Consider the following 17,313-nt stretch of genomic DNA (forward strand, 5'->3'; position numbering starts at 1 on the left):
TTTATATCACACATGCAATATGATTCTATGTTAGCAATTGGAGACAAGGTTATGAGAACTAAATTAAATCGGACAAATTTAACAGAAGAAATCTATCGAATCGTCAAGGAGGATATCCTATCACACAAATTACCAGCTGGGGAAAAGATCAATATCGATCAATTGGCGCGGAACTTGGAAGTAAGTAATATTCCAATTCGTGAAGCACTATCTAGGCTGCAATCTGAAGGTTACTTACATATTGTTCCTTTTAAAGGGATGTTCGTTAATTTACTTAGCCTTCAAGAATTGAAAGAAATTTACGAAATAAGGCTTAACCTTGAGCCGCTTGCAGTGGAAAAGGCGACTATGGCAATACCGGAGCAAAAACTCAAGCAGCTTAATGAACATATGATTGCTTTGCGCGATAACCAACTAAAGAGTTCGAATAGCAGCCTTGAACTAATTAGTGAAATGAATATTTCCATCCATGGAACGATACTAGATTATTGCGATAATAAAAGTTTGCATAATCTTATCAAAGGCTATATCGAACAGATTCAAAGATATTTATCTTATATCCGAATTAATCTGGATGTAGATGACACAGCTTTGGAGTGGAAAGAGCATAGTGAAGTATTATTTCGATTAATAGAGAGAGATGCCCAAGGAGCTTCTATTGCGATGGCTACTCATATTCGAAATTCACAAGAAAGGACCATTTCACACTTTATTAATACAGGAGGGTAATCAATGCAGCTGCAGGGAAAAGTTGCAATTGTTACAGGTGGTGGATCGGGGATTGGAGAAGCGACCGCCAAATTATTTGCTAGTGAGGGTGCTAAAGTAATCATTGCAGACTGGAATGAGGCTGAATCCAGCCGAGTCGTGAATGAAATCCATTCCGTTCATTCCGAAGATCATATTGCCTATGCAGTGAAAACAGATGTTTCTTCAGAGATAGAAGTGAAACAATTAGTGGAACAGACTTTAATTAAGTTTGGCAAGATTGATATTCTTTTCAATAATGCTGCTGTCGTATTGCCCAAATACTTAGAAGATATCACTGAATCAGAATGGATGCGTACTTTAGATATCAACTTGAAAAGTGTATACCTAATGATTAAATTTTGTATTCCTTCAATTAAAGAAAATCGTGGCACCATTGTAAATATGGCTTCGTTAAGCGGATTGTTAGGTCAGAAGCAAAATCCAGTGTACTCTGCATCAAAAGGCGCTATTATTGCGATGACTAAAGCATTGGCATTGGATTATGCAATCGACGGCGTCCGAGTCAACTGCATTTGTCCAGCCGGGGTAATGACTCCATTATTAGAGGAATGGATCGGACAACAGCCAAATCCAGCAACGACAGTACAAGATTTGATCGATATGCATCCTTTGGGAAGATGTGCTTCAACGGAAGAGATTGCAAGAGCTGCATTGTATTTAGCTAGTGATCTATCGGGTTTTGTTACGGGTGTAGCACTTCCTGTTGATGGAGGAGCAGCACTAGGTTATTAATGTTTCAAAGTGGAAGCGATGTCATCAATGCTTATGACATTATTACCTCCACTTCAAAATAATCGTGTATGATATATTAAATATTTTAACTAGGGAGATGGAACTAATGAAAATTACTAAAGTAGAGAGTTTTGTATTACATGTACCGATTACACCGCCGATTACGGATGCGATTAATGTTGCTACGCATTGGGGACTTGCGGGTTTACGAATTTTTACGGATGAGGGATTTGTCGGTTATGGATATACAGGAACCTGTTCGCATGGCGACGATATGATCGTCGACACGATTGATCGCTATTATGCACCTTTATTAATTGGCAAAGATCCGTTTATGGTGAAAGAGATTTGGGATGAGTTGCGTTTCGGTAAAATGCATTGGATTGGCCGTGCGGGTGTTACGCATATGGCATTGGCCGCAGTAGATATTGCATTATGGGATATTATGTCTAAAGCTTCTAATAAACCGTTGTGGCAGTATCTTGGGGGACATAAATCAAAACAAATCAAGGCTTACAATACTAACGGCGGTTGGTTGAACTGGTCGAAAGAACGTTTGATCAAAGATGTTACTGAAATTGTTGAGCAAGGCTTTACAGGAGTTAAAATTAAAGTGGGAAAATCAGATCCAAATGAAGATTATGATCGGTGTAAAGCTGTTCGTAAGGCGATAGGAGATCAAACGATCTTCATGATCGATGTAAACCAACAATGGAATATTAATACAGCTATGACATGGGGTAAGAAATTGGAAGAGTTTGATTTGTTCTGGTTAGAGGAACCGTTAAACCCAGATGATATTATGGGACATAAGAAGCTGGCTGATGCATTGAATGTACCTATTGCGTTAGGTGAACATGTGTATACGAAATACGCTTTCCGCGACTATATCCATCAAGGGGCAATAGAATATTGCCAAGTGGATGTCACGCGCGTTGGTGGGATCACTGAATGGCTACAAGTAGCAGGATTGGCTGCTTCATATGACATTCCGATTTGTCCGCATGTCGGTGATATGGGGCAAATTCATCAGCATTTGGTCGCATCAACACAAGGTGCAATCATGCTAGAGTACATTCCATGGATTCGTCATATTTTTGTTGAACCAGCTACTATAGTTAATGGTCATTATATATTGCCTCAAATGCCAGGTGCTTCGACGGAGATTATACCTAAGTATTTTGAAGAGTATCGCGTGAGATAAGACTAAGTGGTGGTAGTAAGTAATTGACCCTAAGGTTGTCGATATGTAATGCAAATGATTGAATGTGCAATGTAAGAACTTCGTTATCGATATTACAAACAACCCCGTAGCTCGCTGCGGGGTTATCTTTATTGAAAACATTGCAAGCGACTATAAATTGTCCATGTTTAGTATAAAATTTTTACATACTTTTGCGGGATGGGTTTAACTATACTATCTATATAACGTTATTTTAATCGAATTGGCGGACATAGAATCGAGCGTAGATAGCACGGCAACGACTTAGCGACTAATCAAAGAAGATTTTTTTTATGATATAATCGAAGGATAACAAACTCGAATTCAGTATTCGAGTTTGTTATCCTTTCTTATCACATGTTGATGGTAATTATTATGATCAGAGGTGCTACAATATCAGAAAATTATCTATACGCTCACAGCTGTTGTTTCTTGCTGGATGTACTATTGCGGTCGTGTTATTTATTATATTTTTTACTTATTCGATGATGGCTGGAATGGTTTCTCGCAATCATGATGAATATGTGAAGCAAACGGTTATGGAGATTAAACAAACAGTTGAAATAAATAAAGAAAACATTTATAGATTGATGCAAAATATTTCTTTCAATGAAGATGTCCAAAACTATCTGATTGATTCTACATATACTAGTAAATACGAATTATATAAAAGAGTGGATGCTTTTTTAGCTAACGAAAAAGATCTATTGATTGGAATTGTTGATATAGCAATTAAGGGGAACGACGGTTCATGGTTTGATATTCATGGCGCCAGCAAGTACATCTCTTTGCGAGATGATACGATACCAGCCAAAGCAAATGCATATTATGTGGGTATGCAAGATTTTGGCAATGAGTATGCTTCTGAGAAAAATATGATATATGCTACTAAAATTCACTTTCTAGAACAAGGCGAATTGTTTAATCAAGATATTGGGACACTTTATTTCATTCTTGATACGAAAGCGCTTGCAGGAGAGCGGAGATATTCTTCCAATCAGACAAACGCACAAGTCTATCTACTTGAAAAAGATCATAAAGTGATTGCTAGTAACTCTGAAGTGGAGATAGGAGTTCCTATGCCTAACATAATTAATGAGTTCGAACTTTCAAAAAATTCAACGATTACTTGGGAAAATAAACGGTATGATGTTCAAGTAGAACAATTGCCAGCTATAGAAGGCAGTATCTTGAGTATGACTCCTAACGATAAGTTGCTTAGTGAATTAACTGAGATTCGTAAACTTGAAATTATTATACTTATATCTGGACTATTAATATTAGCTATTCCTTTTATGATTATTGTAAATAACATTTTATTTCCCGTAAAAAAACTAATACGGTTTATGGCATTATTAAAACGAGGAGATATATATAAATTAAAGCAAAGAATCTCACTTGAAGGTTATACAGAAATTAGCCTAATGGCAACTCAGTTTAACAGTATGCTAGATGAAATTGAACGATTAACACAAAATTTAATAGATACAAATTCGAGATTATATGGAATTGAATTGGAAAAGGAAAAGGCTGAGCTTGCATTTCTTAGAAGCCAAATTAATCCTCACTTTTTATATAATACATTAGAAGTCATATCAGGAATTGCCGTTGTAGAGGGTCAAACTAAAATAAAAACGATGACTCGTGCGTTATCTAATATGTTTCGTTATAGTATTAAAGGTTCAAATGAAGTACCTCTCAAAAATGAGATAAAAATGATTGAATCGTTTGTTAATATCCAGCAAATCCGTTTTGATAATCGTTTTTTTGTTAACTATGATTTTACAGAAGAGGCTCTATTATATGTCGTTCCGAAAATGTTTCTCCAACCGTTAGTTGAGAATGCCATTTATCACGGGTTTGAACCAAAGTTGAAACTAGGGCAATTAAATATAGCTGGTTTTGTTAATGAACAAGGGAAGCTAATCATTACGGTAGAGGATGATGGTGTTGGCATTGATCCAAACCAGCTACAAGAAATTCAATCCTCTCTTTCTTTATCACCGCTCGTAATATCTGATACAGGGGCAAGGAAAAGTATCGGCATAGCTAATGTAAACAACCGCATTAAATTAATGTATGGAGAAGATTGTGGTATGGAAATCCAGAGTGCTCTGGAGCTCGGCACTAAAATTCAATTAACGATCGATTCGAGTGGGAGTGGAAAGGATGTATAAAGTACTCATTGTCGATGATGAAAGTTGGATTGTGGAAAGTATGAAAGATATTATAGATTGGAATTCTTATGGGTTTGAAGTGGTAGGGCAGGCTTATAATGGTTTGGAAGCTCTGGAAGCTATAGAGAAATATAAACCTGAAATTGTATTTACAGATGTTCGCATGCCAGAAATGGGCGGATTGGAACTCATTCGGAAAGGGAAAGAATTACCATACAATGTACAATTTGTGGTCGTAAGCGGTTATTCGGAGTTTACCTATGCACAGGAGGCAATACTGTTAGGTGCTGTTGCTTATTGCTTAAAGCCATTTGATGAGAATGAACTTATAGAAGCAATGATGAAGGTGAAGAATACATTAGGGCTTACAGAGAACTCTAATCCATTGAGTCTAATTCATTTGCTGGATGATAATAACGCAGAAAATCAGATCAAATTGCATAATGAATTACGCAAATGTGGGTTGTTAGAGCTATGCACAGATGAAATTGTAAGTATAGTTTCTATTGGAGCAGGTGAACTTCCTGCTGTAACAGAACGTGTCATTAAATTGAAAACGGGGACAAATAAAACTGCTTATATTCTAAGTAAGCGAGATGCACATAATCTGATGAATACATACAAAGAACTGCTACCCAGCAATATAAAGGGGGTCGGTGTTAGTACTCCCACCAAAAATAGTGAGGAAATTAAACAGTGCATTGATGGTGCTGATTTACTTGCTTATCAATATTTCATTACAAATAAAAATGGTTTATCTGTAGAACAATCATATAATCAACAACCATTAAATGAACAGCTTCAGCGGTTAGATGATGCTATTCATGATAAAGATCATGCAGCAGTGAATCGGATTTTCGGTCAAATTGCTTCCTTATTTAAAGAAGGGAAGCTATCGATTCAGCATGCTCTTCAAGTTTATAATTTAACAACTTCATTTCTATTTAAGTTAGGACAAACGGAGTATATGTTATATAACTATGAACAATTGACCCAATATTACGATAATGTGTTTATGATGGTAGATGAATTAAAAGCGCTTACGGTGCGGCAGCTTCAAAGCTCAAATGTAATGAATAAAGATACTAAAAATGAAAGTTTGAATGCCATTCTTCAGTTTGTGAATCAGAACTTTTACGAGGAAATTACTCTACAAAGTTTAGGAGAAAAGTATTATTTGAACCCGAGCTATATTAGTCAATTATTTAGAAAAGGAGTAGGGATGACCTTTACCGAATATTTAGCCAAGCTGCGCATAAATTATGCTTGTGAATTGTTAGAAAAGGGCAGCAGCTCCATCAACGATATTGCAGATAAAACTGGCTATCATGATTATTTCTATTTCACTCGAGTGTTCAAAAAAATGATAGGAAAGACGCCGACTCAATATAGAAATCATTAACTAGCTTTGCTAGGGGAGGCAATGCATGTATATTCCGAAAAATTCGGTTGCGATTATAATAACTTTTATGTTGCTCATGTCCATTCTAACAGGTTGTTTGAATGCGGAAGAAAATCGTAATACTGTTGTTTTACCAACGATATCAAATAATAGTGCTGTGGAAGATGCTAGAAAAGAACATTTTGAAATATCTATTTCTTGGTGGGGCATTAGCGACGCATTTGCCAAACAGGATGACATGCTAAAGAAACTGGAACAAGATTTTAATATTACGTTTAAGCCTATGCAAATCAGTTGGAATGATTATATACAAAAGTCTGCTGTGTGGGCTGTTTCTGATCAACTTCCAGATATTATTACACATTCGTTGGTCAATGACTATCCAGTTGTTTTTACAAATTGGATTAATGAGCAATTAATACGACCATTGCCAGATGATCTGAGTAAATACAAACATGTGCAAAAAGTGACCGAAGTGAAAGATGTTCAAAGTGTATACAAAAATGGAAAATTATACGCCTTACCACGACTGACTTATTGGGATAATGATATGTGGGCATTAGATCGAGGGATATGGGTGCGCAAAGACTGGATGGAGAAACTTGGGATTGAAGATCCGAAAAACTTCGAAGAATTTGCAGCAATGATTAAAGCATTTGCGGAAGACGACCCCGACGGTAATCAAAAAGACGATACTATTGGCCTAGTAATGAATAATATGCACTTCTTCATGCAAGTATTTGTACCGACATTCCCTCAGATTGGAAACAATTCGTGGGTCATGGAAGATGGCAGATGGATCCCGCCTTTCGCATCGAAGAAAATGTATGAAGTAGTGACTCAGGCGCGCAAATTATTTGCTGAAGGAGGATTGGATAAAGAATTTGCCGTCCAAAAAGATGGCGATTCATTGCAAAAATTTGTACAGGGTAAGGCCGGTGCTTTTGCGATGGGAATTCGCGGGCAGGTGTGGAATAATATAAATCCTAGTGAAGATTTTTATGATGTTATAAAGCCGCTGCATCTCTGGCCTGCAAAGGATGGTAATATCTACCGTTTTACAACAACGACATTTTGGTCAGAAAGTATGTTTAGCGCGCATGTAGATGACAAGAAAATGGAACGGATATTAGAGCTATATGACTATCTGCTGTCTCCAGAAGGTAGAGTATTATTTGACTATGGCATTGAAGGAAAAGATTATAAAATGGAAAACGATAAGATTATCATTACTCGTCCACTGGCTAAGGATGCAACGGGTTTCGACAGTCTTGCAGATCAATATCCATCTAGAGAGGTGTTCATGCAGCTTGCAGCTTGGGGGCAGGAGCGCGCTTATGAGGAAAATGAAGCTAATCAGATAAACTTTAGAGAGGATATGTTTAAACTGATGATTGATGAATTGGATTGGCAACTCGACTATGCGAAGCCTATCCCTAGTGCTTGGGACATATTCACAATGTCTACTCCCAATAAAGATAAGTTCGATACGCGTTTATTTCATGATGAATTAATAAAAGTAATGATTGGTGAAGATGATCCTATTCGAATGTGGGATCGTGTTATGGATAAGTTAAATCGTATGGGATTACAGGATGCCATAAATGAAGTAAATGAATCGATGGAGAACTTGTAATGGCATAGAACTTAATTGTAAAACGAATACCCTCGCAGCCTACTGCGGGGGTATTCGTGATCTTTGACCGAGGGAACTATGCCGCAGTACATACTAGAAATTGTCCATATTTGATATGAATTCTGTACATACTTTTTTAGTGAAACAGTATTTATACTGACTATTAACCGCTTTATTCAGCATGAATTACGGAACATTTTGAAAGCGTGTTCACTATTTTGTGAGAGGAGCGCATTAAGGAACATAGTGAGTGGAAATATCGGGTATTGGAAAATAAGTATTTATCTAAGGAGGGGGACATAAGTATGAACAAATATGGAATACGTATTTGGAAACGTGGTCTATGTGTAGCTCTGTCAGCGATGATTGTGTTAACCGGAGTACCAATTACTGCAAAAGCAGCAGAAGGAAAAATCTATAGCAAGGGTGACTTGATATACAGCAATAATCTTGATAATCTCGATGGGTTAGTTCAGATTAACCAAAGTTCGGGAAATAAAGGTAGATTTGAAGCGACTCAAATCGATGAAAGAGATGTACTGAAAATTAAAACTGATATTGGGAATAGTGGAGACCTATTCATAGTGGATACTAATTCCACGACTATTCCAAATCATGCGATTGCTGAGTTCGATATGAAAATTGTAGAGGTATCCAATGGAGTTGGCGGGCTTAGCGGAAAAGGCGGATTTGTATTTGGTGCAAACTATAATGAAGAAACTAAAATATCTAGCGAATACGCCTGGGTGGCACGGCAAGATGGCAACTCGATGAGAGTTAGATATAAGCCAGGTGGCGATATTATGCCGTCTTCCAATTTGATCACTCCTGGAAAATGGCAGAAGTGGCGAATAGAATATAATGAGAGCAACCTAAGAGTATATATCGATAATAAACTTCAATATGATGGAAATTCACCTAGCAGCATTGCTGCGAAAGCAGGATTAGTTGGTTTTATGGCTTGGTCTGAAGCGGAAACGTACGTAGATAATCTACAGGTCTATGAGTTGAAAATAGATGCTGGATTTGAAGGTAGTGATGAAGTATCTGCAGATAGTCATGTTTTGGAAAACAATAAATTGAAGGTTACTGTTGACAAGACTTTCCCACAAGCTCTTTCCTACGAATTAAAGGAAACAGCAGGTTTACTATACGGCGGATACCCCAATGCGGAACACAAGATGAATATAAATGGGGAAATCTACAATGTGGGGGAAGTTAACTTTTTGGATAATGGGGATGGAAGTGTTGACTATACATTGTCTATACCAGACTTTAATGGTGGACTTACTGTACAGTATCACTTTGCGTTAGAAGGCAATGAGTTGGTAAAGTCGATTACTGAAATCTCAGGATTAGGAGAACCAAAAGTGCTTTCTATTCTCCTAGATACACCTGTGTTAAGAGCAAAAAGCACACAGGAAAATGCGAATATTGCATTTGAAAAAGAAGCAGGCCCCGATCGTTTTAATAACTATGTCGGCGATGTATTGGATGACGTCATAGGAACAGTTGCATCGCAATCTGATTACATTGAGTATACATCGTGGGCATTTCTATCTACACCGAAAATTGTAGGATCTGTCTACAATAATCTAATCGATATTCCGTTGCAAGCGAAGGTGACAACGATTAACGGGGTCAAGCAAGCAGCGCTTTATGAAAGAGATTATAACTATCGTTTAAGCTATAAAGCTAACAGTACAGCTGGTTTGTTGCCCGAAGCTAGTATATCTACTGATCGCATGTTTGAAAGTAGAATATACATTGGTGCCGACACTAACGGAAATAATACAGTGGACTGGCAAGACGGTGCATTGTGGGTAAGAGACCAATTGCCTAAGCGACCTAAAAATCTTGAAGATTTCTATGCATCAGGGGGAGCGTGGCAGCAGACACATGGTACATTTCCTGATAATCGAACAACTGCGACCGTTTCCACGCATTATTCTATATTCGCACCGCAAATGAGGCAAGTATTCTATCAAACAGAAGGATCACCGCAATCATTTGAGGTAGCAGGATGGCAGCAGCATGGACATGACTGGCGTTGGGGAGATTGGAAACAACCAGCTAACCCAGGCGCTGGCGGCATGGAAGCTATGCTGAGTGCACGCAATGAAATGTTAAAGTATGGCGGGGATTTATCTTTCCATGTCAATCATGAGATTACTGTTCCTGAAGCTGATTCATATGATGAGAATGTGATTGCGAGAAAGTCGAATGGATCATTACAGTCTGTCGGCGGTGTTTTTGGTCAAAGTGGTTTCCGCCAAAAATCATACTTTATGGATTTTATGGCTGGTCATACAGAAGATCGTATAAATAATTTTGTTCAAGAAGATTTCTGGGCGCCTACGGTCATCTATAATGATCAGATGTGGGATAATATTAGTCCATATAATGGTGTTTACGGAGTACATGAATCTTTTGCGAAAAGCAAAATCGTGGAAACTTTTGGCGAGAATGGAACGAATATAGCAACAGAGGGATACCAACCTACGAACATAAGAAATGGTTTATCAATGGTTAAATATCGAAGTAATAATAATTCTAGAATCGATGACTTTGTTACAGCAGGTCTATTGACTTTCCAATTCTCCGCTCCTAAAGTAGCCGATTTATTTGGCGGACATATAACGGGTGACTACAGATCGGGTAATTTGAATGCAAAAGATAATACTTTTGCCAATGCAATGATAGAAGATAACTATATTTACGCATATCTATCCGCTTATATGAGACAAAAACCTGCAATGGAGTACATCGATAACTCCGATATGACAGCAGTAAGATGGGGCGATAACCTCATCGCAAAGTTGGATAAGAAAAATGGTAACAAATTCATGGTTACGGAAGGAAATGTAACGATAGCAGACGGCACGGACAGATTTATACCTGATCTAGCAGGTGAGAAAAAGATTTATGTATATAGCAAAAATGGCATAAATCGTGATTGGGTGCTACCAGCATCATGGGCAGGCGTAACGAAGGTTGATCGATATGAGCTTACTGAATCGGGTAAAGCCTATATTGATCGAATTGATGTCGTAGATAGCAAGGTTAATCTGTATACACCAGCAACGATTCCATACATTATTGTACCAGCAGCAGACCAGGAGATTGCTGTAGGTTCTGTGAACAATGCAATCGGAAAAATCGCAACAGCGAGCAGTCAATCAGGCACGGATATTGCAAGCAACGCAATAGATAACAATAAGGATTCAGTTTGGACGGCAAATGGTGGGGACGGTTCTTCATTAGAAATCGATTTAGGTCGTGAATCCGAAGTGAATCGGATAGAAATCATGGAACAAGGTAAAAAAATTAGTGCCTATAAGCTTCAATATAAGGACGGGGACAACTGGATTGATATCAAGGCAGGAACAACGATAGGCAATGATATGCGAACTATATTCCCAAATATCCGTACGGAGAAAATTAGATTATTGATAACCGGTACAGATAATAATCCACAAATCGCTGAATTCAAGCTATTTGCAGATGCGAATCTATCGATGACAGCTAAAGCATCGTCGAGTTCAGGGAATTGGGAAAATATTGTAGCCAAAGACGATAAAGGTGTTGATGTTACCTACAGACTTGATGCTAGAGATTTAAGAGCTAAAGATGGATCAATGGAAACGTACTGGAGACCATCAGAGACTGCGAATACATGGTTAGAAATGTCGTTTTCAAGAAAGTCACCTGTTAATCGTGCAGTGATTCATGAGATTGGTGATCAAGTAACAGGTTTCAAATTACAAGTGTTTGACGGTTCTGGGTGGAGTGATGCCTATACGGGAACAACAATTGGAGAAACTTTGGAAGTTAATTTCCCAACAGAGACGACAGATAAAGTGAGATTATTCATTACTTCTTCGACTGGAACACCAAAGATCAGTGAGTTCCAACTATTTGGGGTTGACAGTATTGTTAAGAATGAAGTACCCCAGTTGAATTTGGCGTTAAATAAAACTGCAACGCAAAGCAGCGTATACACGGCTTCATTAAGTCCTGCAGTTGCGTCTCGGGCAGTAGACGGGAATACGAGTGGGAACTGGAATGTTCAATCTATTGCGGCAACTAATGGGACTGAAGATAACCCTTGGTGGCAAGTTGATCTAGGCAATGAATATGATATTGGTGAAATCAGGTTATTCGGTAGAGACGGAAATTGGACCAGACTTGCCTATTCTGATGTTAGCATATTGGATAAGGACGGAAATGTAGTGTGGAGTTACTATCAAGAAACTCAACCCAAGCCAAGCGTATCGATTAAGGTTAAAGGTGAAGAAGAAATAACTGTAAAGGGACAATTTGTAAAAATTCAGCAAAGAAAGATTGCAGGACGTAATAATGAGCAGTTAGAAATTGCTGAAGTTGAGGTGTATGCACCGAAAGAAGATATAGGTGAGGATAAATCTGAGCTACAAAAGCTATATGATGATAGTCTTGCAAAGGAAAATGATAATTATACAGATGAATCTTGGGAAGCGTTTGTAGCAGCAATCCATGCAGCAAAGATTGTGCTTGATAATCCGAACGCAACATATGACGATGTGAGACTTGCTAGCCGAACATTATTCTATGCGAGAGAGCAATTAAAAGAAAAAGAGGAACAACCATCGGACAACTATACCATAACGGCTACGGGGGCAGCTAGCGTCATTGCGGGCCAATCCTTTGATGTGACCTACGCATTGAGTAATGTAACGGAAAGTGTGTATGCGTTGGATCAGACTATCCATTATGACCCGACCCAAGTAGAATTCCTGTCTGTGGATGCTCTGAAAAGTGGATTTTCGGTCTTCGGACAAAAAGAGGGACTAGGTCAAGTCCGAGTCCTAATGGCAAGTGCCGGAGCAGGAAGTGCGATAACGGATACGACTAATTTGTTGAAGGTGCACTTCAAGGCCAAAGAGGCGGGCCAAAACGTAACGAGCTCCATCTTCTTAACCGACGTAGCGGTTGCCGGTGCAAACGGAATTGATACGACTGTGAACAATGGTAAAGCGTACATGATTCAAATTATTGTCGTGGATAAAGCTGCGTTACAAGCGCTAATTACCCACGCGCAAGCATTGCATGATGCAGCAGTAGAAGGAGCTGAAATCGGCAAGTATCCTGCGGGTTCGAAAGCGATCTTGCAAGCGGCAATTGATAGCGCAAAGGCAGTAGCGGATCAAAGTAGTACTACCCAGGAGCAAGTGGATCAAGCGATCGATCAATTACAAGCAGCGTTGCAAGCATTTACTGCTTCAATAAATGTACCGGCTGCTGGTGACCTGAATGGTGACGGTAAATTCAGCATTGGTGATCTCGGTCTCATCGCAGCTAGTTATGGCAAAACATCTGCTGATCCGGACTGGGATATATATAAACAAGCGGATATGAACATTGACGGTAAAATAGACATTGTTGATCTTGCAGCTATTGCTAGATTGATACTAGGTTAATTGCGAATTGGGGGAGGGCACAAAGCCATCCCCTTATTTTTTTGTTTATTTTAGAACGAGCTTACACCAAATAAAACTGAAATAGCTAAAAATAGTCCATGTTTTGTATAAATGTATTGCATACCCGCTGTGTAATACATTTATTATACTTAGTTCAGAGTCAAGCGATGATCGAACAAAAAGAAAGATATGATTTGTTTGATTACTTGATTACTAAGTTACAGGGGGAATATATCCATGAAGAAAACAAAAAACAAAATTGGAAAGTTATTATTACCAATGTTGGTTGCGCTTACATTAATGGCGGGATGTGGTACATCTAACAATAACGGGGCACCAAATGCAACTGCCACACCTGCACCAGAAGCTACTACAAATGAAGGGGATTCAGGAAGTGAACTTTCTGGGAAAGTCGTTTTTTGGTCCATGTGGAGTGAAACAGAGCCTCAAGCGAAAGTTATTGAAACAGCAGTTGCAGATTTCAAGGCTGCTAATCCCAAGGTTGAAGTTGATTTGAAATTTACTGGCCGTGATATTAATAAGCTAATTAAACCTGCTCTAGAGAGCGGTGAGAACATTGATATCTTCGAACAGGATCCAGGTTCTGCGCTTGCAAATCTAAAGGATCATGTACTTAAACTAGATGACTTACTTACTCAACCAGCGGTTGGAATGGAAGGAAAGTCAGTTAAGGATTCCTTGCAGCCTTCTTTAATGGAATGGTCTAAATCCCTATCGAAAAAAGTGGATTTAGAAGAAGGTTACTATGCAATTCCGCAACAACCTTTCGCAGTATTATTCTTCTACAATAAAGAATTGTTTGAAAAAGCAGGAATAACAGCGGTTCCTCAGACATGGGAACAATTTCTAGCAGCTTCTGAACTACTTAAACAATCTGGTGTTGAACCGATTACATTTGATGATGCATACCGTGACCAATTTATTGGTGGTTACCTAAGCAGCGCGATGGGCAGTGATTGGGTAGATGCACTTGTTAAGGACGAAACAGGTGAAATGTGGAAAGACCCTATCGTTGTTCAATTTGCGAAAGATATCGAGAATTTGAAAGATAAAGGTTATTTCTCTAGTAAGATTGCAGGTAATAAATATCCAGCAGGTCAACAAGATGTTGCTTTAGGCAAAGTTGCAATGTACTTAAATGGTACATGGTTGCCAAATGAAGTATTAGGCACTTCTGGACCAGACTTCAAATGGGGTTCCTTCCAGTTCCCGATCATTCCAAATGGTAATGATAAAGGTGGACATCAAGGACTCTCATTCGGTGCACAAGGGTTGCTTATTAATAAAGAAAGTGATAATGTTCCAGCAGCTTTTGAGCTTGTGAAATATTTAGTTAGTAAAAAAGCACAAGAAGGAATGGCTGCTGAAGCATTAGCAATTCCAGCTACTATTGATACAACATGGCCAGCAGCTTTAGCTGAAGCTGAAGTGGCATTTGATAACGCGAAGGTGAATATGCCTTGGGGCTTCGGTATCGGTAATGGCGGCGATTTCTCAAACGCTACAGTCTATCCTGTATTTATGGAATTGGTGACAGGTAAAATTACTGCCGATCAATATGTCGTTAAGATGGCAGAAGAAGCAAAAAAATTCTACGGCACGAAATAAAACATTAACAACAAATAATCTGGGTGTGGCAGAGATTTCGAATGTTGCACCCAGATTTATTTTCAAAACAAGACGATTAGACTATGCATTCGAAGAAGCATTTCGAAACATAGAAGCTACACTGTTAGTACGAAAAGTTGTGGGAGGTAAATTATGAAGCTTAATAAATCTATAATCGCCCTGTTTCTATTGCCAGCAGTTATTATATATCTTGCAATTTTTCTATATCCAACACTGCGGGCTGTTCTTATGAGTTTTTATGATGTTCCTAATATTTCAAGTAAATTTTCCGAATGGAGTTTTCTCGGAATTGAAAATTATATTAATCTATTTCGTAGCCCTTACTTTATAAGTTCAATTTGGAATGTGATCGGTATTTGGATTATTGGCGGAGTCATAATATTCGCTTTTGCCTTTATTTATGCCGTAATTTTATCATCAGGAGTTCGCGGGAAAGCCTTCTGGAGATCGCTAATATTTTTGCCAAATACAGTTTCAGCCGTCGTTTTATCAGTCGTATGGTTGCAATACATTTATAGTTCTTCTGATTTTGGTTTTTTAACGTCAATATTTCGGTCATTGGGCTTGAACTCATTAGCCGCTATTCAATGGACAGATAGTGAGCATTTATACATGTCTATGATATTAGCTTTTAGTTTCGGTTCGATCGGTTATTTCATGTTAATTCTTAGTGCTGGAATAGATAGAATACCGAATGACTACTATGAAGCTGCTTTGCTCGATGGGGCAAATAGTTTAGTGAAATTTTTCAAGATTACATTACCACTGTTACAAGATGTATTTAGAATAACAATTGTTTTGTGGACGATAACGGCTTGTAATTTCTTTGTATGGTCGGCGACATTTGGTCTTGATAGTCCAAGTACAGTTACACCTGCTTATTATATGTACCAAAAGGTGTTCGGAAGCCAGACTACTGTATATGTAGAAGAATCATTTAATGTTGGTTCAGGTGCATCTGTTGGTATATTAATCACGATAACGATTCTTATTGCTTCGGTAATTATTAACCGCTTTTTCAAAAATGATAGTTTAGAATATTAAATTAGGATGTGAGGATATGCTTAATAAAGCTCTGAAAAAAGAGGTTCGTTTTATCCCTTCATATATCATGCTAATTGTTTGGCTATTATTCACCATCGTTTTGTTCGGATGGGCTATATTAGCGTCACTAAGTACAACGCGAGAAATATTTACCAATGATTTGCTTGCAAGCGGATTTAATTTTTCTAACTATATTGATTTGTTCACGAAACATAATATGGGTCGATATTTTTTCAATAGCGTTTTTTATACAGTTGTATCCTGTATAGGTATTTTAGTCATAGCAGCACCTGCCGCATATATTGTAGGCCGAGTGAAATTTAGAGGACGCCAGATCGTCAATTTGATGTTCTTGTCTGCACTTGCAATACCAGGTGTTTTGACTGCAATTCCTTTATTTTCACTCTTTGTTCAATTGAAGCTTACTGGTTCTATTTTTTCACTTATTCTTATTTATATTTGTACAAATGTACCATTTGGTGTGTTTTTGCTTTCAGGGTTTTTCTCATCGATTCCTAAGGAATTTGAAGAATCAGCTGCAATGGATGGATGTGGCCCTATCAAAACATTCGTCTCTATTATAATACCGGTTGCTATGCCAGGGATGATTACACTTACTATTTTGAATGTATTAGCAATTTGGAATGAGTATTTTTATGCATTGATTTTTTCTAACGATCCGAACACTCGTACCATTGCCCTTGCACTTCAATCGATCGTTCAAGGATTTACCAATACAGGAAACTATGCAGGTATTTTTGCTGCTTGTATGATAGTATTCATTCCAACTTTCATTTTATTTATCTTTGTATCTAATAAAATTGTAGCAGGGATAACGGTAGGATCAGTGAAAGGTTAGTAATACGGAGAGGTAGTGCAAACAATGAAGATTTGTACGTCAATATTAAATATTGAAGGTACACATTTGGCAGGGGAGAACCCTTTGCCGATGTTTCGAAATAAAAACCATCAATAAATGCTTAAAAGCTGTCTTCTTGCCAGAGTACGGCGGACGACTGTACTCACTTATTGATAAGAAATCAGGTAAAGATATACTTTACAAAACCCCATTATTTCGGCCTGCTAATTTAGCTATCTTAAATGCATGGTTTTCAGGCGGAGTAGAGTGGAATATAGGACAGGTTGGTCATACATTTTCGACATGTTAATGGAATGGATATGCCTGCCCATACAACATGGGATTTCACGCAAGTTATGGG

Annotated in this window: 11 protein-coding genes; all 11 read left to right on the top strand. The window is 38.1% G+C overall.

All coding sequences use genetic code 11. The features are described from left to right. The first annotated feature begins 51 nt into the window (after window positions 1–51). The 11 genes from AC0YN6_RS02420 to AC0YN6_RS02470 all read left to right on the top strand — a co-directional run bounded on the left by AC0YN6_RS02420 (window position 52) and on the right by AC0YN6_RS02470 (window position 17,262). Entirely contained in the window at window positions 52–729 is a 678-nt protein-coding gene (locus AC0YN6_RS02420) for a GntR family transcriptional regulator (RefSeq protein WP_475744846.1), read from the top strand. Window positions 730–732: 3 nt separating this feature from the next. After that, entirely contained in the window at window positions 733–1,503 is a 771-nt protein-coding gene (locus AC0YN6_RS02425) for an SDR family NAD(P)-dependent oxidoreductase (protein ID WP_475744847.1), read from the top strand. A 106-nt stretch (window positions 1,504–1,609) separates the two neighbouring features. Beyond that, window positions 1,610–2,707, top strand: a complete 1,098-nt coding sequence (locus AC0YN6_RS02430; protein WP_475744848.1) for a mandelate racemase/muconate lactonizing enzyme family protein — start codon at window positions 1,610–1,612, stop codon at window positions 2,705–2,707. 557 nt (window positions 2,708–3,264) lie between these two features. Further along, window positions 3,265–4,902, top strand: a complete 1,638-nt coding sequence (locus AC0YN6_RS02435; protein ID WP_475744849.1) for a sensor histidine kinase — start codon at window positions 3,265–3,267, stop codon at window positions 4,900–4,902. Then, window positions 4,895–6,304: a response regulator transcription factor gene (locus AC0YN6_RS02440; RefSeq protein ID WP_475744851.1), complete on the top strand. Its 1,410-nt coding sequence runs from the start codon at window positions 4,895–4,897 to the stop codon at window positions 6,302–6,304. The genes AC0YN6_RS02435 and AC0YN6_RS02440 overlap by 8 nt, the downstream gene beginning before the upstream one ends. A gap of 25 nt (window positions 6,305–6,329) precedes the next feature. After that, window positions 6,330–7,940, top strand: a complete 1,611-nt coding sequence (locus AC0YN6_RS02445) for an extracellular solute-binding protein (RefSeq protein ID WP_475744853.1) — start codon at window positions 6,330–6,332, stop codon at window positions 7,938–7,940. Window positions 7,941–8,245: 305 nt separating this feature from the next. Continuing rightward, window positions 8,246–13,399 (top strand): discoidin domain-containing protein, encoded by a 5,154-nt coding sequence (locus AC0YN6_RS02450; protein WP_475744855.1) that lies wholly within the window; start codon window positions 8,246–8,248, stop codon window positions 13,397–13,399. Window positions 13,400–13,636: 237 nt separating this feature from the next. Continuing rightward, window positions 13,637–15,028, top strand: a complete 1,392-nt coding sequence (locus AC0YN6_RS02455) for an ABC transporter substrate-binding protein (protein ID WP_475744856.1) — start codon at window positions 13,637–13,639, stop codon at window positions 15,026–15,028. Between the two features lie 153 nt (window positions 15,029–15,181). Continuing rightward, window positions 15,182–16,093: a carbohydrate ABC transporter permease gene (locus AC0YN6_RS02460; protein ID WP_475744857.1), complete on the top strand. Its 912-nt coding sequence runs from the start codon at window positions 15,182–15,184 to the stop codon at window positions 16,091–16,093. A 16-nt stretch (window positions 16,094–16,109) separates the two neighbouring features. After that, complete coding sequence (locus tag AC0YN6_RS02465; RefSeq protein WP_475744859.1) at window positions 16,110–16,952, top strand: carbohydrate ABC transporter permease; 843 nt, start codon at window positions 16,110–16,112, stop codon at window positions 16,950–16,952. Window positions 16,953–17,004: 52 nt separating this feature from the next. Further along, the gene (locus AC0YN6_RS02470; protein ID WP_475744861.1) at window positions 17,005–17,262 is read left to right on the top strand and encodes a DUF5107 domain-containing protein; all 258 of its coding nucleotides are present in this window, start codon (window positions 17,005–17,007) and stop codon (window positions 17,260–17,262) included. The last annotated feature ends 51 nt before the right edge of the window (window positions 17,263–17,313 follow it).

The organism is Paenibacillus sp. J22P15, assembly GCF_056269345.1.